Genomic DNA, 21111 nt, shown 5'->3' with positions numbered 1-21111 from the left:
GGAAGGCTTCACGCCGTCCGAGGCGGCCCAGATTCTGGATATCGATGTCTCGGCTGTCGAGCGTCTGATTTCTCAGGCTCAAGCCGACATCGATGCCGAACTGGCGACCGACGTCCTCATTATCGAAGACGAAGCCATCATCGCTGCCGACATCGAAAGCCTGGTCCGCGAACTGGGTCACCGCGTCACTGGCACGGCGGCAACCCATACCGAAGCCGTCGAGGCCGTTCGTCAGCACCGTCCGGGTCTGGTTCTGGCCGACATCCAGCTGGCCGACGGTTCGTCGGGCATCGATGCGGTAAAGGAAATCCTGCAAAGTCTGGACGTGCCTGTGATCTTCATCACGGCCTTCCCGGAGCGTCTGCTGACGGGCGAACGCCCCGAACCGACCTTCCTCATCACCAAGCCGTTCCAGCCGGAAACCGTAAAGGCCGCTATCAGCCAGGCCCTGTTCTTCCATCCGGCACAACGCAGCTGATTTTCATCGACGGAACCGACGATTATCCGATAACGTTGTGATGTTGCGTGCTGGCGGACGTGAATGTGAGTTCCCGTCCGGTGGTACGCACCTCATTTCTCGATGATGCGACTTCGGGCGGCCTTAGGGCCGCCCTTTCTTTTTGCGCTCGACAGGGGCGGGTAGCGGGGCAACATGGGCCTTCGCTGGAGGGTGATGTTATGGGCGATCTGCTGAACGTGACTTTTGAACAGATCGAAATCGGTCAGGTGCTGGGTACCGGCGTCGTGGCTGTGGACGAGGCGTCGTTAAAGGTCTTTGTCGAGCGTTTCCTGCCGGGTTGGGACGAAGGCTACGGCGCACCGGATCCCATGGTGTATGCCCTGTGGTGCCGCCTCAGTCAGGATGTGTGCTCGCGCTGGTCGGGCTTCAAGCTTCTGGCCGTCGATGGTGTCCGCTTCATGCGCAACCCGCCGGTGGGCGAACTGCTGCGCGGTCGGGTGACCATCATGGGCAAGGATCCGGTAGGCGATTCCAAGGGCGTGGTCATCTCCCAGCAGGATCTGTTGGACGAGGCGGGACGGCTGGTTTTTTCCTGCCTGACGCGGGCACTGGTATCGCGACAATAAAAAACGCCCAGCAGTCTGTCTGCGGGGCGTTCTTCATTCAGAGGCGAGCGTCGATTAGGCGTTGGCAGGCGCTGCGTTCGCGCGGGTCAGAGCCATGGCGATCAAACGATCCCAGCCAGCCAGCGAAACGAGGTGGGCGTAGATCTGGCCCAGTGCGCCGTTGTCGCGAAGTTCAACCAGCTTCTTGGCCGGCAGTTTCTTCAGCTTGTCTTCCGAGACGGCGAAGTACTCGGCCAGCTTCTGGACGGTGCCCAGGCTGCCGTCGGCGTTGCGCGGGGTGAAGGTGGCTTCACGCACTTCGAACAGGTCGAGTTCGGTCAGCAGCTTGACGAACGACTCGGTGCGCAGGCGCTCTTGTTCGAAGTTGTTGCAGAACTCCATCGCGTTCTTGACGTAGGCGCTCGGCTCATTGCCTTCGAACAGCGGGGTGTCGCCACCTTCAACGAAGTACGGTGCAGCACGGTCGATGCACAGGATCAGGCGCTGCTGCACGTCATCGTTGGCGAAGACGAACGGATAACGACGGGCGTAGGCCGGGATGTAGGCGTCCGCACGGAATTCACCGTCGGTCACGAACAGGTTGTCGTTGGCGTTCAGGCCCATGGCGACGACCGGTTGCTTGGTCTCGCCCACGAAGATGACCGGGTACGACAGAGCCGCCGGAGCGAACTCCGTTACCGTCACCGGAACGATGTTGGTCTGGCCGACGAAGGCGTACGGCTTTTCAACCGAGGTCACGCCCAGCTTGCCGTGGGCTTCCACCGACAGCGGCTCGGGTTGCGAGTAGAAGAGAACGTTGCCGGCCAGGTTGCCAGCGTCTTGAGCAGTGGTGTCGGTCATAGAAACTTTTGATCTTCTGGACAGAAAGGAGGCGCGTTCTAGCCCAACGTGAGGTGAACGGCAAACGAGCAAGGGTATTTGTGAACCACGATTTCGTGCTGACGCCTAGTCCCGGACGTCAATCAGGTTGCGACGAGCCGTCGGAAACCTTAGCTCTGTGTCATGAACTCGCCCTGTGATCACGACCACCTCGACAAGGCCCGCTCCGCGGGCGAGGTCGAGCGCATTCTGGATGGTGTCGAGGCGTCATGCGTCTCGGAGGGCGAGCGGATGACGGCTCCGCGTCGCCGCGTTCTCGAACTGCTGCTGACCGCAGGCGAGCCGGTCAAAGCCTATGATCTGATTGCGCGTTTCGGTGCAAACGGAGAGGCGGCCAAGCCCCCGACCGTCTATCGCGCGCTGGAGTTTCTGGAGCGACGCGGGGCGGTGCATCGCATTGCTTCCATCAGCGCCTATGTGGCCTGCTCCGCGCACGGAGATGATGTACGCGCCCATGCGGCGGCCTTCCTTATCTGCGATTGCTGCGGCTCGACCGCTGAAGTGGCTGTTCCGTTGAGCGAACTTGGTCTCGGCGCGGCGGCCAAGGCGGCCGGCTATGACATCCAGCACACCACGATCGAGGGCCACGGCAAATGCGCTCACTGTCAGGTGTCGGCTTGATGGACGGTAGCGATGCCGCCCAGCCGCGGCGTTTGACAGTCCCCATCCGCAACCGATGGGGCGAAGGCGATATGGCGGTGCTGGATTTCGGTCCGGGCCATCGTCCGGTTGACATGGTGTTTGCCCACGCCAATGGCTTTAACGCCATGACGTATCGGCAGCTTTTGCTGCCACTCGCCAAACAGTTTCGCATCTGGGCCCCCGATCTTCGCGGGCACGGGCGCTCGAACCTGCCACCCCAGACTATGGGGCGGCGCAACTGGCACGATCACCGCGATGATCTGATCAGCCTGATCGAGGCGACCGACAGTCCGTCGCTTTTGCTAGGCGGCCATTCCATCGGGGGTACCAGCAGCCTCTTGGCCGCCGCTCAGGTACCGGATCGCGTCAAAGGACTTTTGCTGCTCGATCCGGTCATCTGGCCCAAGCCCACCGTGGCGGCTTTCCAGCTACCGGTTCTGGACCGCGTCGTCGCACAAAGTTCGATCGTCAAATCCACCCTGCGTCGGCGTTCGGTTTTCGAGACCCGTGATCAGGCGTTTGCGTCCTGGAAGGGGCGCGGGGCCTTCAAGGGATGGCCCGACGAAGTTCTTCGCGACTATCTGGCCGATGGCCTGCTTGAGACGGCAGATGGCGTGAAACTGGCATGCTCGCCGCAATGGGAAGCGTCCAACTATTCGTCGCAAGCCCACAATCCGTGGCGCGCTCTTCGACAGTATAGCGGGCCGGTCCGTATTCTGCGCGCCGAGCATGGCAGCCTATGCGGGACCATCCGGCCTAGCGCCGGACGGGATCTAAAGATTTCCACCGTCGAAGGGGGAGGGCACCTGTTCCCCATGACGCATCCGGATGCTGTGCGCAGGGCTGTGACGGATCTGGTGGCCGAACTTGGCCGGTAAGAGCGCGAACAGGAAGATCGCTGCCGCAGTGATCGCGGGTGTTGGCCTGGGACTGTTGCTGGCGGGCGTCGGTATTATGGGATGGTGGAGCCTTTCGGCGCGCAACCAACCCCTGCACGTCGTCAATGATCCAGCTCCGCTCGAAGCCCTGCTGGCATCGGCTCCCTATATTTCGCTGAACAGGGGTGAGCGCCCCGTTTATGTCATCGCTCCGCGTTCCGCGCCCCGTCTGGAAGAATGGCTGCTCAACGACGCGATAGAACTGGCCGAGCAAGGCCGCGAGGTTCGCGTCATTATGGTCCCGTCCGGGCATGGCGGTGCTGCCGAGGATGCGACCGTGGCCGAGTTGTGGCTCACCCAAAATATCGACCTTCTGGCCGAGTGGATGTCGATGCGCGCGGAGCACTGGACCGCCATTGGCATAGAGCCCGTCGCCGTATCGCCTCGACGCCTCGCCGTGCGCGCAGAAGCTGCGGCCTTGTCCCGAACCCTGATGGAGCGGGTCGGCCACGGGGCCAAGGACGACCGCTTCCCCCTGATTATTTGGCGCGACGGAGCGAACCAGCTTGCAGCGTGCCTGTGCCAGCGTCCTGCCGCCGTCAATGAAGCGCGCTATGCCTTGCGGCTCACTGGCGAGGGAATGGCTCGCCCGCTGGCTCCATCGCCTGAGCCAGCGCCTGCCTACGATGACGCGCGCCCCGACGAAGCCGATGATTTCGACGACCGCTATCCTCGCCTGAACTACAGCGAGGATCCGCGTGTCGAATGGCCGGAACAGTCAGAGAACAGCGAAGGCAGTGAATACCGCACGCCTTCGCCTCTGCTACCGGGGGACGTCGGCGCGGGCATCAGTTCCGAAACCGTACAGTCTCGAAGCGAACGTCCAGCGGCCGCACCTCGCCCCCAAGCGACACGTCCGCAAGCGACGAGGCCGAGGCCCGCGCCGCGCGAGCTGAATACGGCCCCGCCCAAGGCCGAGAAGGATGCGGAGTCGCTCTTCTATTAGGGCCTAGATCGTACCGCAGATGTCGATCAGCCGCTTGACGTCGCCTTCGTCCTGATAGGGGCCGAACCCGAAGCGGATCACATCGTCGCGCACGTCGGTGATGACATGGTGCTCGATCAATCGGGCGCGAATGTCGGCAGCCTTGGGATGACGAATGGCGAGGAATCTGGCGCGCGGCCCGTCGCCATCTACAGGGTTCAGCCACTCGGCCTCGGCCCAGATCGTATCGTCGGCATCTTGCAAGGCCGTCTGGAACGTTTGCATCAGTCCGCGTGAATGCGCGGCCATGTCGGTCACCGAAACGCCTTCCTCGGACAGCATGTCCTGCACGGCATTGAACCGGTAAAGCGCACTGACATCAAAGGTGGCACCCCAGAAGCGGCCGCCATCGGTGCGATAGCCGACACCGCCCGCGGGCCCTTCCAGTTCACCGAACTCCGCGAACCAGCCCGTGACCGCGGGACGCGGCCCGAACCCCGGCGGAGCATGCAGGAAGCAGGCCCCTTCGCCAGCCATCGCATATTTATACCCGCCCGCCAGATAGAAGACGCGGTCTTCGATGGGCGACAGGTCTGTCGGCGTCGCCATGAAGCCATGATAGCCGTCGATGACCACCCAAGGGCCCGCAGGCTGTGATAGCGCGGCCAGCGCCTCCATACCGCCGCTCAACTGACCCGTGCGGAAGAAGACCTGACTGACGAAAATCAGGTCGTGCCCGCCCGCCTGCGCAGCTTGCAAGAAGCGGTCTTCGAAGGTCTCGATGGGGGCCAGGGGGATGCGTGTAACGACAACGTCTCCCGCTTCCTCCCAGCGCTCGGCCTGACGGCGGAAGGAATGAAACTCGCCGTCCGTCGACAGGATGCGCACCGGCTTCTTTTCAACGGCCGAGACGACGCGCAACAGCAGGTCATGGGTGTTGGACGTGAAGACGACACTATCGGGGGATGACAGTCCCAACTGCCTTGCCACATGCCCCTGCGCCGCCGGAATGACTTCTGCGAAGATCAGGTCCCATTTGCGGTCGGCATAATGGTTGGCCTCGGCCCAGGCCCTCACCTGGGCATCGAAGGTAACATCCGGCCAAAGATGGTGGCTGTGCGCCGCGAAATGCAGCCGTTGCGGATCAAGCGAAAGAGCGCGGGTAAAACGGTGCTTCAACATGGCCCCACCTTACAGAGATACGGGAAAGACCCAAAAGAAAAGGGGTGGAAGCCACAGCTCCCACCCCTGAACTTTTTAGTGATTTCTGCCGCTCAAGCCGAGAGCCTGCGCGAGGGCGAGCTTAGCGGCGGCGGGCCAAATGCCCGCCCTGCTCACACCAAACTACCGTGGCAGTGTTTGAACTTGCGGCCCGATCCGCACGGGCAGTCGCCGTTACGGTTGGTGCGTTCCCAACCTTCCGGCAGAGCCTCGACCGGCAGCTTGGAGCGGTCATCACCCTGCAGCATACCTTCAGGGTTCTGCGCGGCCGGATCGGCCATCTGGTTCTCGCCCGTTCCCGGTGCGAGGTGGATTTCCTGGAACTCCGGCATTTCCATTTCCGGCGGCGGCTGGAAGCGGAACTCGACCGTCATCAACCAGCGGGTCACGTTGTGACGCAGGTCGTGCAGCAGGTTCTCAAACAGGTTGAAAGCCTCGGTCTTGTATTCGTTCAGCGGGTCACGCTGGCCATAGCCACGCAGGCCGATGACGCCGCGCAGATGGTCGAGGTGCACAAGGTGCTCGCGCCACTGCATGTCGATCATTTGCAGCATGAACTGCTTCTCGAGATTGCGGGTCTGTTCGACACCGATCATCTCTTCGCGCTCTGCGGCGTGGGCGTTGGCAGCGGCGTTCAGGCGCTCTTCGAACTCTTCGTTCGACACGCCTTCTTCGGCGGCCCACTCACGCAGCGGCAGGTCGAGGCCGAGGGTGTATTTCACCTTCTCGTCCAGACCTTCAATGTCCCACTGCTCGGCATAGGCCTTGGGCGGCATGTAGCGCTCGACCAGATCGCTGATGACGTCCTGACGGAAGTCGGCGACCAGTTCGGACAGGTCGTTGGAATCCATGAATTCCTGACGCTGCTCGAACACGGCCTTGCGCTGGTCGTTCACGACGTCGTCGTACTTCAGCACGTTCTTGCGCATGTCGTAGTTGCGGGCTTCGACGCGCTTCTGCGCGGTCTCGACGGCGCGGTTCAGCCACGGGTGGCTGATAGCCTCGCCCTCGGCCACGCCGAACGACTTCATGATGGCGTCCAGACGGTCACCGGCGAAGATACGCAGCAGGTCGTCTTCGCACGACAGGTAGAATTTCGAGGTACCCGGGTCACCCTGACGACCGGTACGACCGCGCAGCTGGTTATCGATACGGCGGCTTTCGTGACGCTCGGTACCCAGAACAAACAGACCGCCAGCGGCCAGAGCCTTTTCCTTGGCGACGGCGATTTCGGCCTTGATCTCGGCTTCCTTGGCCGCCGTCTGTTCCGGCGTGACCACAGCGGCCATGTTGCGCTGTTCCTGCAGCCAGCGCTGCATGCGCATTTCGATGTTGCCGCCCAGCTGGATGTCGGTACCGCGACCGGCCATGTTGGTGGCGATCGTTACAGCACCCGGCAGACCGGCTTCGGCAACGATGAAGGCTTCCTGTTCGTGCTGGCGTGCGTTCAGGACGTTGTGCGGGATGCCGCGACCGGTCTTGTAGGTGATGTTGTAGGCCTCATCACCGACCTTCTGGGCTTCCTTCTCGCGTCCCTTGTATTCAGGCTTCAGCTCGCGGCTCAGCTCGACCTTGTACTCGTAGGTCTTGAGCAGTTCCGACAGCTCTTCGGACTTTTCGATCGACACGGTGCCGACGAGGATCGGCTGACCCTTTACGTGGCACTCGGCGATCTGCTTGACGATGGCGACGTTCTTTTCCTTGAACGTGCGGTATACCTCGTCGTCGTAATCCTTACGCTGGATCGGACGGTTGGTCGGAACTTCAAGGACGTCCATCTTGTAGATGTCCATGAACTCCTGTGCCTCGGTCGAAGCCGTACCGGTCATACCCGACAGCTTTTCGTAGAGGCGGAAATAGTTCTGGATCGTCACCGAGGCCAGCGTCTGGTTCTCGGGCTGGATCTTGACGTCTTCCTTGGCTTCCAGCGCCTGGTGCAGGCCTTCGGACAGACGGCGGCCGGTCATCATACGACCGGTGTATTCATCGATCAGGACAACCTCGTCGTCCTTGATGATGTAGTCCTTGTCGCGCTGATACAGGGTGTTGGCGCGCAGGGCCTGGTTCACGTGGTGAACGAGCGAGACGTTCAGCGGATCGTACAGGTCCTCGGTACCGTCCACGAGGTGACCGGCTTCACGCAGCATGTCTTCGATGCGCTCCGAGCCCAGCTCGGTCAGAAGCGCCTGACGCTGCTTCTCGTCGAGGTCGAAGGTTTCCTTGTCCTTGACCAGTTCCTTCACCAGAACGTCGACGATCTTGTAGAAGTCCGAACGGTCTTCGGTCGGGCCCGAGATGATCAGCGGGGTACGGGCTTCGTCGATCAGGATCGAGTCAACTTCGTCGACGATGGCGAAGTGGTGCGGACGCTGCACCATCTCGCGACGGTCGTACACGAGGTTGTCGCGCAGATAGTCAAAGCCGAATTCGTTGTTGGTGCCGTAGGTGATGTCGGCATTGTAGGCCATCTGGCGCTGGCCCTGGCTCAAGCCATTGACGATCACGCCGACTTCGAGACCGAGGAAGCGATAGACCTTGCCCATCGTCTCGGCGTCGCGGCGGGCCAGATAGTCGTTCACGGTCACGACGTGGACGCCCTTGCCCAGAAGCGCATTCAGGTAAACCGGTGCCACAGCCACAAGGGTCTTGCCCTCGCCGGTACGCATTTCGGCAATACCGCCTTCATGCAGGATCATACCGCCGGTCAGCTGCACGTCATACTGGCGCTGGCCCAGAACGCGCTTGGAGGCTTCGCGGGCAACGGCGAAGGCTTCCGGCAGGAGTTTGTCCAGCTTCTCGCCGCCTTCGATCCGGTCACGGAACGTCTGCGTCATCATGCGCAGTTCGTCGTCGGACAGTGCCTCGAACTTAGGCTCTAGTGCATTGATTTTCTGCACCTCGGCCATGAAGGTCTTGACCTTGCGGTCATTGGAGGAACCGAAGAATTTCTTGGCAAAGCCGAGCATGGGCGATCCGAAACGGGCGAGCGTTTTAAGGCTCAGAGAAATGATAGCTCACGCCTAATCGGGGGTAGTGACTGGTGGAACCCGGACCTGCGCACTCACGGCACGCGACCAAAGGCTCACCCATCCAATCGGAAACCCCTCGACTTGGGCGAAGGCTGGACTTAAGCACCCACCTAGGGCCTGTCAACGCGAGCAGTGTTTGCTGCACGCGCACAGGCTGTCGTCGCCCGCAGCCTCTGCGGCTGTTGTCCACCCCGATACGGGAGTGCCCGATGCCTAATTCGCACCCGTCCTTCGTGATATTGTCCAAGACTTCCAGATCGTTGAGCCGCGCCCGCATCACGGCGGCCGGGTTTGTACTGGGCATGGGTCTGGTGCTGGCGGCGTGTGGGGACAATCCCGATACAGCCCATCCCGACGCGGGCGATCGGGTTGTTGCCCGTGTCGAAAAACATGAAATCTGGGCCTCGGATGTTCGCCGCGAAGCGGTAGCGCAAGGCCTGATCAGCGAAGGCGAGCCCTTGGATGTTTCGTCCGAGCTTTTCCGCCGTGTGCTCGACGAGGTCATCGACCAGAGCCTTCTGGCCAGCGAAGCCGAACGTCGTGGACTGGACAATAGTCCGGCGGCCCAACGCCGTCTCGAAGCCGTGCGCCAGCGCATTCTGGGCGATATGCTGGTCGAGACGGTGGTGAACAAGGCCGTGTCCGAACAGGCTGTTGCGCGCCTGTATGCGGAGCAACAGCGCCGCGCCAAACAGTCCGACGAAGTCCGCCTGCGCCTGATCCTCAGCGAAACCCGCGAACAGGCCGATGCCGTCGTTGCGCTTCTGGGGCAGGGGACAGCCTTTGAGGCCGTCGCCGCCCAGCGTTCCATCGACGAGACCTCGCGCGCCCTGGGTGGAGATCTCGGCTATGCCACACCCGATCTGCTGCCCGCTGCCTACGCCGCAGCCATTGCCGACAAGCCCGCCGGAGCCCTGGTTGGTCCGGTCGCCGTTGATGGCCGCTGGGCGGTTCTGCGCATCGAGGACCGCCGCGCCGAAACCCCGCCAACACTGGAGCAGGCCCGCCCCGTCATCGTCCGATACCTGACCTATGAGGGCGTCCGACAACTGCTGGAGCAGCTTCGCGGCAAGGCCAAGGTTGAATTCGAGATTGACCCGCCGCGTTCTGCGCCGCAAACGCCGCCTGCTGCTACTGCTTCTACACCCGCCAATTCCACTTCCCCTAAGCCTGCATCGTCTGGATCTGCTTCATGAGCCGTCCCCCCGTTAAGCCCGTCTCGACCGGTCAAAAAATCGAATCCGCTATCGAGAAGGCACTTGATCCGCTGACCTCGGTGATCAAGCGGGCGACCCAACCGGCCAAGACCACGACGCCTGCGGCAGGAAAGCCGGGTCTAATTATCTCGCCGCTGGCTGTGCCGTTCCCCGAGCTTCCGCCGATCAACGGCGTGGAAATCGCCACGGCACGCGCAGGCTTCTACAAGCACGAGCGCGACGATCTGGTGGTGTTCCACTTCCCCGACGGGGCCAACTGCGCGGGCGTGTTTACGCGCCACAAGGTTGGTTCGGCTCCAGTCGACTGGTGCAAGAAGCAACTCGACACCGACAAGGGTGGCGAAGGCGTCAAGCTGATGGTGATCAACGCCGGTTGCGCCAATGCCTTCACGGGCAAGGCCGGTGCCGATGCCGCCAAGGCCACCGCTGCGGCTGCCGCCAAGAAGTTCGACTGCCGCCAGCGCGACGTCATGCTGGCCTCGACCGGTGTGATCGGCGTGGTGCTGGACGATACCAAGATCACCGCCAAACTGCCGGAAATCGAAGCGGGCCTGAGCGCCGACAACTGGGCCAAGGCCGGTGCTGGCATCATGACCACCGACACCTTCCCCAAGGGCTCCACCGCCGAGTGCGAGATCGAGGGCGTGAAGGTACGCATCTCGGGCATCGCCAAGGGCTCGGGTATGATCGCGCCGGATATGGCGACCATGCTGGCCTTTATCGTGACGGATGCCGATATCGCACCTCCGGTTCTGAAGGCGCTGCTGAACCTGCACGTTCGCACTACCTTCAACTCGGTTACGGTCGATGGCGATACCTCGACCAATGACACGGCCCTGATCTTTGCGACCGGCACCTCGGGCGCGCCGCGCATCGGCCGCGTCGGCGACCGCCGCCTTAAGGATTTCTCGCGCGCTCTGGAACAGGTCATGCTCGACCTCGCCCACCAGCTGGTGAAGGACGGCGAGGGCGCAACCAAGTTCGTCAAGGTCACCGTCGAAGGTGCCGCCTCTCCGGCCTCGGCCCGCAAACTGGCCAAGTCCATCGCCGACAGCCCGCTGGTGAAAACCGCCATTGCGGGTGAAGACGCCAACTGGGGCCGTATCGTCATGGCCGTCGGCAAGACCGAGGAAGCCGTGGACCGCGACCGCCTCGCCATCTTCTTTGGTCCCCACACCGCCGCTGTCGATGGCGCACCTGCGGCCGACTACAATGAAGAGGTGATGAGCGCCTATATGAAGAACGACGAGATCGACATCACGGTCCACGTCGCTTCGGGTCGTGCGTCGGCCACCGTCTGGACCTGCGATCTGACCAAGCGCTACATCGAGATTAACGGGGACTATCGTTCGTGACCGATACTGCCGCTTCGGGGAATGTCCCCACCGTGCTCGTGGTCGCGGTGGCGCTGATCGATACGGATGGCCGCATCCTCATCGCCCAGCGCCCCGAAGGCAAACAGCTGGCGGGCCTGTGGGAGTTTCCGGGCGGCAAGGTCGAACCCGGTGAGCGGCCCGAGCAGGCCCTAATTCGCGAACTGAAAGAAGAGCTTGGCATCGACGTGAAGGAGGCGTGTCTCGCTCCCTTCGTGTTTACCAGTCACGGTTACGAAAAATTTCACCTACTGATGCCACTCTACCTTTGCCGTAGGTGGTCGGGCACCGTGGTCGCCAAGGAGCACAGTGCTCTGGCGTGGGTGAAACCGGGCAAGCTTTTGGACTATCCAATGCCGCCCGCGGACGAACCCCTCGTGGCGTGGCTTAGAGATTTGATCTGACAGGCGACTGTCGGAGGGGTGCAGAATGATGATGACAATCAAGGACTACGCACTCGACGAAGGCGGTGCGACGGCGATCGAATACGGCCTGATTGCCGGCCTGATCGCACTGGTCGTCATCTCGGCACTGGCGGCCACCGGCGATGGCGTTATGGCCAAGTGGCAATATGTGATGGAAAAGGTCACCGCAGCCCTCAGCGGTAGCGGTGGCAGCGAGGGTGGCGAAGGCGATTAACCGCCTTCTTTACCCGTCACTTCGCGAACATTGAGCGCGTCGGCCAGCCGCATCTTGGCCGAGCCGCGCTTGGCCGGTTTTTGCTGGCTGTCGTCCGGAGCCCATCCGGCCAGATGCACCATCTCGAACGTCGCAGGAATACGGCCGTCGTCCTCGGCATATCGCTCGATATAGAGCTCGGCCGCGCGGGCCAGAATGGCGCGGTTCAGCGGTTTGATCTCGCCCGCCAGAACATTCGTCTCGCCCATGGCGCGAAGGTCTCGCATCAGGCTGAACGGATCGCGATAGCGTACTGTCACGCGGTCGACGTCCGAAACCGGAAGCGCAAAGCCTGCACGCTGTAGCAAGGCGGCACCGTCAAATCCGTCGGCAAAGGGCGAAACCCGAGCCTGCGCTCCGCCGCGTACCTCAAGTTCGGCATCGGTCAGGACACTACGCAGTTCTTTGAGGGTCGCGGCCCCGAACAGGCTCCCGATGAACAGTCCGTCCGGACGCAGAGCCCGCCGGATTTGCGCCAGTGCACCGGGCAAATCATTGGCCCAGTGCAAGCCGAACAGATTGACCACCAGATCAACCGACTGGTCGTCCAGACCCAATGGCTGCGCGCCGGGCGCGGCACGTTCCTCGACGCTGCCCATCGTTTCGATCGCGCCGATCCGGGCCTCCGCGGGCGTGCCTTCCAGCGCTTCGGCCAACAGGCCCCCATGCGGAGACAGATCGACGCCGCGCCCAAACTCGCGCAGGATGGCCGACAGCGTATGGGCGGCATCTTCGGCGGCCCTGCGGTGCAGGAAATCGGCCTTGGGGAACAGGCTTTGCGCACGCGCCAGACGGTGGGAACGTCGGGCGGCGTCAAAAATAATCGGGGGACCGGAAGAGGGGGCGCTCATGTCGGGGGTAAATGGCGGCTCGCGGGCCGAATGGAAAGGCCTTTGGGGGATTAAGCTGCGCAATGCGGGTCGATCTTTGGTCGATCTGGTGCTGCCGCCCGCCAGTTTGGACGGCGTTTCCGGCGGGTCCGGCATGGGTCTCAGCGCCGGAGCCTTCAGTCGCATCACCTTTTTGGAAGATCCCGTCTGTGACGGCTGCGGCCTGCCGTTCGAATATGAACTGGAGGCGGGGCAGAGGTGTCTGGTCTGTACGCAGCGTCCGCACATTTTTGCCAGAGCCCGCGCAGCCTGCCTCTATGACGAACATTCTCGCGGCCTGATCCTTGGGTTGAAGCACGGGGACGAACAATCCCATGCGGCTTTGTTCGCCCGCTGGATCAGTCGTTCGGCAGACCCGCTGATCCGCGACTGCGATGTGATCATTCCTGTGCCGCTTCACCCACTGCGGCTGCTTCGTCGCCGGTTCAACCAGTGCGCCGAAATCGCCCGCCCGCTCGCGCGCCAGAGGGGCTTGGTCTATCTGCCCGATACCCTGAAGCGCACCCGTGTCACGGCGACGCAAGGAGGGCGATCGCTTCGCGGACGCCGCCTCAACGTCAAAGGCGCTTTTAGGGTCAGCCCGCGACAGGCGTCACGCGTGGCCGGCAAGCGCGTTCTTCTTCTCGATGATGTGCTGACGACCGGGGCCACAGCAGATGCCTGCGCCCGCGCTCTTCTGGACGCGGGAGCCTTGGCTGTGGATTTGGCTGTTATTGCGGGGGTGCATGGCGCGCGCGAAGTCCCTAAATAGACAACCAAACCGGTGATCCGGACGTTCTTCCGGTCCCCATCCCCTATCTGCACGGAGTAAACCTGTGGCTGAAGTCGTTATCTATACCAAGCCGGGTTGCCCCTATTGCATCCGCGCCAAGTCGCTGCTGGATCGCAAGGGCGCTGCCTATACCGAGATCGTTGCCTCGAACAACCCGGAGAAGAAGGCCGAGATGGTCGCGCGCTCGAACGGCGCTGCCACCTTCCCGCAAATCTTCATCAACGACCAGCACATCGGCGGCTGCGACGACATCCACGCTCTGGACGCCAAGGGCGGTCTCGACCCGCTGCTGGCTGCCTGATTTAAGGGCCGCAAAATGAGTTCCAGCCTCCAAGTGGCTCTGATCCAGACGACCACGCCTGCGACGGCGGCCAAGGGGCTGGAACACATTACGCCCATGATCCGTCAGGCGGCCCTGAAAGGGGCCGAACTGATCCTCACGCCCGAGGGCACCAACTTCCTTGAACAGAGGAAGGGCCTGCGCGAGCAAGCCCTCACGGATGAAGGCTCTGACGTCGCCGTTGCGGGCCTGAAAAAACTGGCCGCAGAACTTAAGGTCTGGATTCTGATCGGCTCGGCCATTGTCCGCTCGGGTGCAGACGATGACGACCGCGCCGCCAATCGTAGTCTGCTGATCGACCCGACCGGCCAGATCACCGCGCGCTACGACAAGATGCACGTCTTTGACGTCGATCTGGATACGGGCGAACGCTGGCGCGAAAGCGCTGTGATCCGCCCCGGTGCCGAGGCGGTTGTGGCCCACACCCCTTGGGGCGGGCTGGGCCTGACCATCTGCTACGACGTTCGCTTTGCTTATCTGCACCGCGCACTGGCCCATGGCGGGGCCAAGATCATCACCGTTCCCGCCGCTTTCACCCGCCCGACGGGCGAGGCGCATTGGGAGGTCCTTCTGCGCGCCCGCGCCATCGAGACCGGCAGCTTCGTTCTGGCCCCCGCACAGGGCGGAGAGCACGAAGACGGCCGCAAGACCTGGGGCCATTCCCTCGTCGTCGATCCGTGGGGCGAGGTCATTGCCCGTCTTGACCACGACCGCCCTGCAGTGCTTCACGCCACGCTTGACCTGTCAGCCGTGGACCGCGCCCGCAAGGCTATTCCGGCGCTGACGCACGACCGTTCATTTGTCTCGCCCCAATGATCCGCTACGCGCTTGTTTGTGATCAGGACCACGGCTTCGAAGCGTGGTTCGCCTCGTCTTCCGACTATGACGACCAGTCCGCCTGCGGCCTTGTCGAATGCCCGTTCTGCGCCTCGCGTCAGGTGCGTAAACAGATCATGGCCCCCGCCGTCACCGGCACCAAGAAGACCGAAGGCCTCAAGCCCGACGCCATGAAAGCCATGCAGACCATGATGATGCAGGCCGCCCGCGAGGTCCGCAGCCATGTCGAGGAAAACTTCGAATACGTCGGCGATGCCTTTGCCCGCGAGGCCCTGGACATCCACGAAGGCCGCAGCGAGCAGCGCGAAATCTATGGCGAGGCCACGCCCGCCGACATCAAAAAACTCAAGGACGACGGCGTGCCCTGCATGCCCTTGCCCGACGTGCCGGACCCGTCAAAGGCCAACTGACAGCGTTAGAAAACGGTGCAGTAAGGCGGCCAGTTCGGCTACTTTACGTCAACGCTGGTGGCATTTTGGCGCGGCCAACCCACCTTCGATCTCTTGCCGCTATAGAGCGTTCAGCTATTCCTTCAGGAGCCTCTTCATGTCCGTCCCCCACGATACCTCCACCCAACCGGTCTGGCGTGCCATGACCGAGGCCGATCTGGATGGCGTGGTCGAGGTGGCTCAATTATCATTCCCCGATCACCCCGAGGACCTTGCCTGTTTTGCCAACCGTTTGGCGCTCAATCCGTCGGGCTGTTTCGCCTTGGCAGGTGATGACGGAAAGGTGGTTGGATATCTCGTTGCCTATCCGTGGCAACGCTATGCCGCGCCCGCCCTCAACACGCAGATCGAGGCGCTGCCGGTTCAGACTGAGGGGATTTACCTACACGATCTGGCAATCCATCCCGACCTGCGCGGCGGGGGATATACCCGCCCGGTCGTAGAGGCACTGGCAGATCAATCTCTTGCTGCGGGATACAACCGTTTGTCCTTGGTCGCCGTAAACAACGCATCCGGCTTTTGGGAGCGGAACGGTTTTCGCGTCATGAACCCCGAAGGCATGGCGGCCAAGCTGGCCAGCTATGGCGATGATGCCTGGTATATGGAACGCGAGCTGGCATAAGGGAACATTGTCCAGCTTTGCGAAGTTTGGACTGCATGCAAAACAAATCCCCCCTCAAACTTCTTCTCGTTGGTGCTGCCCTTGCCGGAGTTCTGGCTCTGGGGGCCTGCGCCACCATCGCCCGCCAAGGCCCGTCCGGTAACGCCAACGTTCCGGAGCCGGCCAAGGCCGTCGATCTCGATCGCTATCTCGGCAAGTGGTACGAGCTGGCACGCTACGAGTTCGGCTATCAGAAAGGCTGTGAAGCTGTGACAGCCGAATATCGCCTGCTGGAAGACGGCCAGATTGGCGTCACCAACGCCTGCCGTCAGGACTCTGTCGACGGCGAATATCGTGAAGCGACTGCCAAGGGTAAGGTTGTCGAAGGCAGCAACAACACCAAGCTGAAGCTATCGTTCTTCGGCCCGTTCTACGTTGGCGATTACTGGGTTCTGGACCACGCCGACGACTATAGCTGGTCGATTGTGGGCGAGCCGTCGGGCCGCAACCTCTGGATCCTGAGCCGTCAGGTCAATGTCACGACGGAACAGCGCCAGATGCTCTACAACCGCGCCCGCGAACTGGGTTACGACCTGTCGCTGCTGCGCGAAACCAAGCACTAATGGCTTGAAGGGGAGGGGATTACCCCTCCCTGACCGCCACCATCATATAGTTGATGTCGGCGTCGCCCTCTTTCCACTTGTCGGTCAGAGGGTTGTATTCCAGTCCGAACGGTCCGGTGACTGTCAGAGGCTCGGACTTGAGCATCTCGCGGATTTCGTCGGGCTTGAGGAACTGGCGCCAGTCGTGAGTTCCAGCCGGAACCCAGCGCAGGACGTACTCCGCCGCGAACTTGCCCAGCAGCAAACCCTTCAACGTCCGGTTCAGGGTAGCAACAATCAGGATGCCGCCCGGTTTGACCAGTTTCGAGCAGGTACGGATGAACTCGCCCGGATCGGCGACGTGCTCAATCACTTCCATCGTCAGCACGACATCGAACGGTCCGGCACCCTCGGCGACGATCTGCTCGACGGTCGCGGCGCGATAGTTGATGTCCAATCCAACTTGATCGGCGTGGGCGCGAGCCGTGCCGATATTCTCGCTCGATGCATCCAGCGCCGTCACGTCAAAGCCCATGCGGCGCATCGGCTCGGCCAGCAGGCCACCACCGCAACCGATATCGATCAGGGTCATGCCGGCGAAGGGCGCGCGGGTGTTCGGGTTCAGCCCGTAATGGTCCGCCACGCGGTCACGCACGAATTTAAGGCGCGCCGGATTAAAGCGGTGAAGCGGCGCAAAAGGCCCCTTGGCGTCCCACCATTCTGCCGCCTGAGCGGAAAAACGTGCCACATCGGCGGGGTCGATACTGGGCCCCTCGGCACGTTCTATCGCGGAGGCCTGCGTGTTTTCGGTAAAACCCTGCGTGGTTTGGGGTTTGCGCTCGGCGCCGGTGTCGTTAGAAGCGGACATGAGCCAAGGGATGGACTGCCTTTCTTCCCGACGCAAGTGCAACACGACCCCGATCACGGGGCATGAGAATTGGATACCGGTATGACGGGGGCTATCCCAGAGACGGACTATAGCCGTCTGGTCATGAAGTTCGGTGGAACTTCGATGGCCGATCTGGAGCGAATTCGCCGCGCCGCGCGTATTGTCGCGGCAGAGGCCGCGAAGGGTAAAAAGGTTGCTGTGGTGGTGTCCGCCATGGCCGGTAAAACCAATGAACTGGTCGCATGGACGGATGGCGCAGGCGCGCCTGCTGCGGGACTGTATCCGGCAGGACAAATGTCGGACGACGAGTATGATGTTGTCGTCGCCTCGGGCGAACAGGTCACTGCCGGTCTGCTGGCTCTGACGCTGCGCAATATGGGCCACAAGGCGCGCAGCTGGATGGGATGGCAAATCCCGATCATCACCGATGATGCCCATGCCCGCGCCCGCATCGAGGAAATCCCGAGCGAAGCCCTCGCCGCCAGCATGGATGCCGGCGACATCGCCATCATTCCTGGCTTCCAGGGTGTGACCCGCGATGGCCGTATCACCACGCTGGGCCGCGGCGGCTCGGACACCTCTGCGGTGGCGGTGGCAGCCGCGCTGAACTGCCCGTGCGACATCTACACCGATGTGGACGGCGTCTATACGACCGACCCGCGTGTCGAGAGCCGCGCGCGCCGTCTGGCCAAGGTGTCCTACGAAGAAATGCTGGAAATGGCGTCGCTGGGGGCCAAGGTTCTCCAGACGCGATCGGTCGAAATGGCCATGCACAATCAGGTTCCTGTGCGCGTGCTCTCCAGCTTTATCGAACCTGACGAAAACGGAATTCTGCCGGAAGATGCCGGCACACTGATTTGTGACGAGGATGAAATCGTGGAAAAGCGCATCGTTTCCGGCGTGACCATGAGCCGGGACGAAGCCCGGATCACGCTTCTGGGTCTTTCGGACCGCACCGACGCTCCGGCCGACGTCTTCACCCGTCTGGCCGAGGCCAGCGTGAACGTCGACATGATCGTCCAGTCGCAGGCCCGCACCGAAGGCGCAGTCAACCTGACCTTCACCACGGGCCGGCGCGATGCCGCCCGCGCAGCCGAACTGATGACCTCGCTCAAGTCGGAAATCGGCTTTGAGGAAATCCGCGTCGATGACGATGTGGCCAAGGTGTCGGTGATCGGCGTGGGCATGCGCTCGCACGCCGGTGTGGCCCAGACCATGTTCCGCGCGCTTGCGGACAAGGGCATCAAATTCCAGGCCATCTCGACCTCGGAAATCAAGATCAGCGTTCTCATTGAATCGGCCTACGCTGAACTGGCCGTGCGCGCCCTTCATACCGCATATGGGCTGGAGAGCCTCTAGGCAGAGACAAACACCCTACCCATGTGACATCATGGCGTTCGGGGAGCGATAGGAGTGGCCATGGCCAAGAGCGGCGGATTGACGACAAGGGGGCCTCGCAACCTCCTGCGCCAGATCCGCGAGGCTCTGGCCGGTGGTACAGGCGGCGCTGCGGTTGCCAGTGCTCAGCAGCGCCTCGATCTGGTGGTGGGCATTATTGCCCGCTCCATGGTCGCCGAGGTTTGCTCCATCTATCTGCGTCGGGCCTCTGGCGAGCTTGAACTGTTCGCGACCGAGGGTCTGAACCCAGAGGCCGTCCACAACACCCGCCTTCGCCCCGGCGAAGGTCTGGTGGGCGAGGTTGCCCGACTGGCCCAGCCGGTCAGTCTGTCAAACGCCCCCGAACATCCCAGCTTCTCCTATCGTCCGGAAACTGGCGAAGACCCGTTCAATGCCTTCCTCGGCGCTCCGCTGCTTCGCGGTGGTCGCGCCATCGGGGTTCTGGTCGTCCAGAACCGCGCCGCCCGCGTCTATGACGAGGACGAACTGGAGGACATCCAGAACATCGCCATGGTGCTGTCGGAAACGGTGGCATCCGGCGGCCTTCTGGCCGAAGCCGAACTGCGCGACGTCGAACTGGCTCCTCACCGCCCCGAGAGACTGTCCGGCCAAAAGTTCGCCGAAGGCCTCGCGGTGGGCCGCGCCGTCCTGCACGAAGCACCCGTCCCGCCGGACAAGCTGCTTGCCGATGATCCGGTCATTGAGGAACAGCGCCTGCGTAAAGGCTTGGCCGACCTCAAATCGGGCATCGACCTTCTGCTGGAAGGCGGGCAGGGCAAGCTGAACGGCACCCCCTATGAGGTGCTGGAAACCTATCGAATGTTCGCGGATGACCGCGGCTGGAACCGCTCGCTCGAAGAAGCCGTGCGTTCGGGTCTGACCGCCGAAGCGGCTGTGGACCGTGTCCGCAACGAGCACCGCGCCCGTTTCGCCAGCGCCCGCGACCCTTACATCCGCGAGCGTCTCCACGATTTCGAAGACTTGGCGAACCGCCTGCTACGCGTCCTGATGGGCGACGATCCGCATGACCGCCAGCTGCCCGACGACGCCATTCTGGTGGCGCGTAACCTCGGCCCTGCCGATCTGCTGGAATATCCGCGCAGCAAGCTGAAAGGCCTGTTGCTGGAAGAGGGTTCGCCTGCCGGACACGCCGCTATTGTGGCGCGCGCCCTGCAGATCCCTTGCGTAGGGCGCCTGGCGGGGCTGCGTGACCGACTGTCCGAAGGCGATCCACTGATCGTCGATGGCGAAACGGGCGAAGCCTACCTGCGTCCGCGCCCTGATATGCTGACGGCTGTGCAGAGCCGGATGGGAGTGCGCGAACAGCGCCGCGCCGAGTTCGATCAGCTTCGCGACACCCCTGCCATCACTATGGACGGCACCCGTATCACCCTGCTGACCAATGCCGGTCTGGCGGTTGACCTGGAAAACCTCGACATGACGGGTGCCGAGGGCATCGGCCTGTTCCGGACCGAGTTCCAGTTCATGGTGGCCGACGAACTGCCGCGCCTGACCGCGCAGACCGCCCTGTACAAGCTGGTTCTGGATGCGGCGGGCGAACGTCAGGTGACTTTCCGCACGCTGGATATCGGCGGCGACAAAATCCTCCCCTACCTGGAGCCCGAGCGGGAGGAAAACCCTGCTCTGGGCCGCCGCGCCATCCGTCTGGGTCTGGACCGTCCCGCCCTGCTGCGGATGCAACTTCGGGCGCTTCTGGCGGCCGCGGCCGGACGCGAACTGCGCGTCATGTTCCCGATGATCGCAGCGGTGGAAGAGTTCCGCCGCGCGCGCGATCTGGTCGACCGCGAGATCGAATGGGCTCGCCGCCGTGGCCGCAACCTGCCGCGCACTATCCGCGTGGGCGCGATGATCGAATGCCCAAGCCTGCTGTGGCACCTCGATGCCCTGCTGCCGCTGACGGACTTTGTGTCGATCGGCACCAATGACCTGATGCAGTACATGTTCGCGGCAGACCGGACCAATCCGCGCGTCGCCGACCGCTATGACCCGATGTCGCCCCCGGCGCTGAGGGCGCTGCGCGAAATCCGCCAGCGCTGCTCGGACCACGACACCCCCGTGTCGATCTGTGGCGAACTGGCCGGCAAGCCGCTGGAGGCATTTGCCCTGATCGCGCTAGGCTTCAACCGCCTTTCGGCTCCTGCGAGCGGTGTGGGCCCCGTAAAGCGCATGATCCTGTCGGCGGACCTCAAGGCCGCGCGTCGCGGAATCGAGCCGCTGCTCGCATCCTCGGCCAGCAGTGTGCGCGGCGAACTGGAGACGCTTGCTCGCAAGCTGAACCTCGCGGTCTAGCGCCTTACGGCGTTGAACCCTTCGCCCGCCTCGTT

Annotated in this window: 21 protein-coding genes and 1 pseudogene; 17 read left to right on the top strand and 5 right to left on the bottom strand. The window is 62.7% G+C overall.

Going from position 1 to position 21111, the window contains the following annotated elements; translation table 11 throughout:
* Together phyR and OB03_RS10285 are read left to right on the top strand one after the other, a co-directional pair.
* Positions 1-478 (top strand): annotated as a pseudogene (gene phyR, locus OB03_RS10290) (anti-anti sigma factor/receiver protein PhyR); the annotation flags it as partial.
* Between the two features lie 200 nt (positions 479-678).
* Positions 679-1086: an acyl dehydratase gene (locus tag OB03_RS10285; RefSeq protein WP_461344073.1), complete on the top strand. Its 408-nt coding sequence runs from the start codon at positions 679-681 to the stop codon at positions 1084-1086.
* A 54-nt stretch (positions 1087-1140) separates the two neighbouring features.
* Here the strand turns inward: OB03_RS10285 and OB03_RS10280 are convergent, their stop codons facing one another.
* Positions 1141-1926, bottom strand: coding sequence for a SapC family protein (locus tag OB03_RS10280; protein ID WP_242912401.1), 786 nt, complete (start codon positions 1924-1926; stop codon positions 1141-1143).
* A 162-nt stretch (positions 1927-2088) separates the two neighbouring features.
* Here OB03_RS10280 and OB03_RS10275 point away from each other — a divergent pair, with 162 nt between their 5' ends.
* From OB03_RS10275 to OB03_RS10265, 3 genes are read left to right on the top strand one after another with little or no spacing between them, the layout of a single operon-like run.
* Positions 2089-2586, top strand: coding sequence for a Fur family transcriptional regulator (locus OB03_RS10275; RefSeq protein WP_242912400.1), 498 nt, complete (start codon positions 2089-2091; stop codon positions 2584-2586).
* On the top strand, positions 2559-3485 hold the full coding sequence (locus OB03_RS10270; RefSeq protein WP_461344072.1) for an alpha/beta fold hydrolase: 927 nt from the start codon (positions 2559-2561) through the stop codon (positions 3483-3485). Before OB03_RS10275 ends, OB03_RS10270 begins: the two co-directional genes overlap by 28 nt.
* Positions 3475-4491, top strand: a complete 1017-nt coding sequence (locus OB03_RS10265; RefSeq protein WP_461344071.1) for a hypothetical protein — start codon at positions 3475-3477, stop codon at positions 4489-4491. Before OB03_RS10270 ends, OB03_RS10265 begins: the two co-directional genes overlap by 11 nt.
* Positions 4492-4494: 3 nt before the next feature.
* On the opposite strand, the gene OB03_RS10260 is transcribed toward OB03_RS10265, so the two are convergent.
* Together OB03_RS10260 and secA are read right to left on the bottom strand one after the other, a co-directional pair.
* Positions 4495-5652 (bottom strand): aminotransferase class V-fold PLP-dependent enzyme, encoded by a 1158-nt coding sequence (locus tag OB03_RS10260; protein WP_461344070.1) that lies wholly within the window; start codon positions 5650-5652, stop codon positions 4495-4497.
* A gap of 152 nt (positions 5653-5804) precedes the next feature.
* Positions 5805-8657, bottom strand: coding sequence for a preprotein translocase subunit SecA (gene secA / locus OB03_RS10255; protein ID WP_461344069.1), 2853 nt, complete (start codon positions 8655-8657; stop codon positions 5805-5807).
* 272 nt (positions 8658-8929) lie between these two features.
* Between secA and OB03_RS10250 the strand changes: the two genes are divergently transcribed.
* Genes OB03_RS10250 through OB03_RS10235 form a run of 4 tightly spaced genes read left to right on the top strand, consistent with a single transcriptional unit; the run spans position 8930 to position 11949 of the window.
* Positions 8930-9916: a peptidylprolyl isomerase gene (locus OB03_RS10250; protein WP_461344068.1), complete on the top strand. Its 987-nt coding sequence runs from the start codon at positions 8930-8932 to the stop codon at positions 9914-9916.
* Entirely contained in the window at positions 9913-11292 is a 1380-nt protein-coding gene (gene argJ / locus OB03_RS10245) for a bifunctional glutamate N-acetyltransferase/amino-acid acetyltransferase ArgJ (RefSeq protein ID WP_461344067.1), read from the top strand. The genes OB03_RS10250 and argJ overlap by 4 nt, the downstream gene beginning before the upstream one ends.
* Positions 11289-11714, top strand: coding sequence for a (deoxy)nucleoside triphosphate pyrophosphohydrolase (locus tag OB03_RS10240; protein WP_242912394.1), 426 nt, complete (start codon positions 11289-11291; stop codon positions 11712-11714). Before argJ ends, OB03_RS10240 begins: the two co-directional genes overlap by 4 nt.
* Before the next feature lie 25 nt (positions 11715-11739).
* Positions 11740-11949 (top strand): Flp family type IVb pilin, encoded by a 210-nt coding sequence (locus OB03_RS10235; protein WP_242912393.1) that lies wholly within the window; start codon positions 11740-11742, stop codon positions 11947-11949.
* Here the strand turns inward: OB03_RS10235 and OB03_RS10230 are convergent.
* On the bottom strand, positions 11946-12839 hold the full coding sequence (locus OB03_RS10230; RefSeq protein WP_461344066.1) for a methyltransferase domain-containing protein: 894 nt from the start codon (positions 12837-12839) through the stop codon (positions 11946-11948). The genes OB03_RS10235 and OB03_RS10230 overlap by 4 nt on opposite strands.
* Between OB03_RS10230 and OB03_RS10225 the strand changes: the two genes are divergently transcribed.
* From OB03_RS10225 to OB03_RS10200, 6 genes are all read left to right on the top strand, one after another.
* Entirely contained in the window at positions 12838-13629 is a 792-nt protein-coding gene (locus OB03_RS10225) for a ComF family protein (RefSeq protein WP_461344065.1), read from the top strand. The two genes, OB03_RS10230 and OB03_RS10225, sit on opposite strands and share 2 nt — an antisense overlap.
* A 64-nt stretch (positions 13630-13693) precedes the next feature.
* A complete protein-coding gene (gene grxC / locus OB03_RS10220; RefSeq protein ID WP_461344064.1) occupies positions 13694-13951 on the top strand; it encodes a glutaredoxin 3 in 258 nt (85 codons plus the stop codon).
* A 15-nt stretch (positions 13952-13966) separates the two neighbouring features.
* Positions 13967-14806, top strand: a complete 840-nt coding sequence (locus OB03_RS10215) for a carbon-nitrogen hydrolase family protein (RefSeq protein WP_461344063.1) — start codon at positions 13967-13969, stop codon at positions 14804-14806.
* Complete coding sequence (locus OB03_RS10210; protein ID WP_461344062.1) at positions 14803-15237, top strand: DUF1178 family protein; 435 nt, start codon at positions 14803-14805, stop codon at positions 15235-15237. The genes OB03_RS10215 and OB03_RS10210 overlap by 4 nt, the downstream gene beginning before the upstream one ends.
* Before the next feature lie 136 nt (positions 15238-15373).
* Positions 15374-15898 carry a GNAT family N-acetyltransferase gene (locus OB03_RS10205; RefSeq protein ID WP_461344061.1) on the top strand — a complete coding sequence of 175 codons (525 nt, stop codon included), beginning with the start codon at positions 15374-15376 and terminating at the stop codon, positions 15896-15898.
* 35 nt (positions 15899-15933) lie between these two features.
* The gene (locus OB03_RS10200; RefSeq protein ID WP_461344060.1) at positions 15934-16500 is read left to right on the top strand and encodes a lipocalin family protein; all 567 of its coding nucleotides are present in this window, start codon (positions 15934-15936) and stop codon (positions 16498-16500) included.
* 19 nt (positions 16501-16519) lie between these two features.
* Here the strand turns inward: OB03_RS10200 and ubiG are convergent, their stop codons facing one another.
* On the bottom strand, positions 16520-17347 hold the full coding sequence (gene ubiG, locus OB03_RS10195) for a bifunctional 2-polyprenyl-6-hydroxyphenol methylase/3-demethylubiquinol 3-O-methyltransferase UbiG (protein ID WP_461344059.1): 828 nt from the start codon (positions 17345-17347) through the stop codon (positions 16520-16522).
* A gap of 81 nt (positions 17348-17428) precedes the next feature.
* Here ubiG and OB03_RS10190 point away from each other — a divergent pair, with 81 nt between their 5' ends.
* Positions 17429-18727, top strand: a complete 1299-nt coding sequence (locus tag OB03_RS10190; RefSeq protein WP_242912384.1) for an aspartate kinase — start codon at positions 17429-17431, stop codon at positions 18725-18727.
* A 60-nt stretch (positions 18728-18787) separates the two neighbouring features.
* Positions 18788-21076 carry a phosphoenolpyruvate--protein phosphotransferase gene (gene ptsP / locus OB03_RS10185; RefSeq protein ID WP_461344058.1) on the top strand — a complete coding sequence of 763 codons (2289 nt, stop codon included), beginning with the start codon at positions 18788-18790 and terminating at the stop codon, positions 21074-21076.
* The last annotated feature ends 35 nt before the right edge of the window (positions 21077-21111 follow it).

This window comes from Brevundimonas sp. GN22, assembly GCF_054824005.1.
Note: the sequence above shows the minus strand (reverse complement) of the source record. Positions and strands in the feature narration are given on the sequence as shown.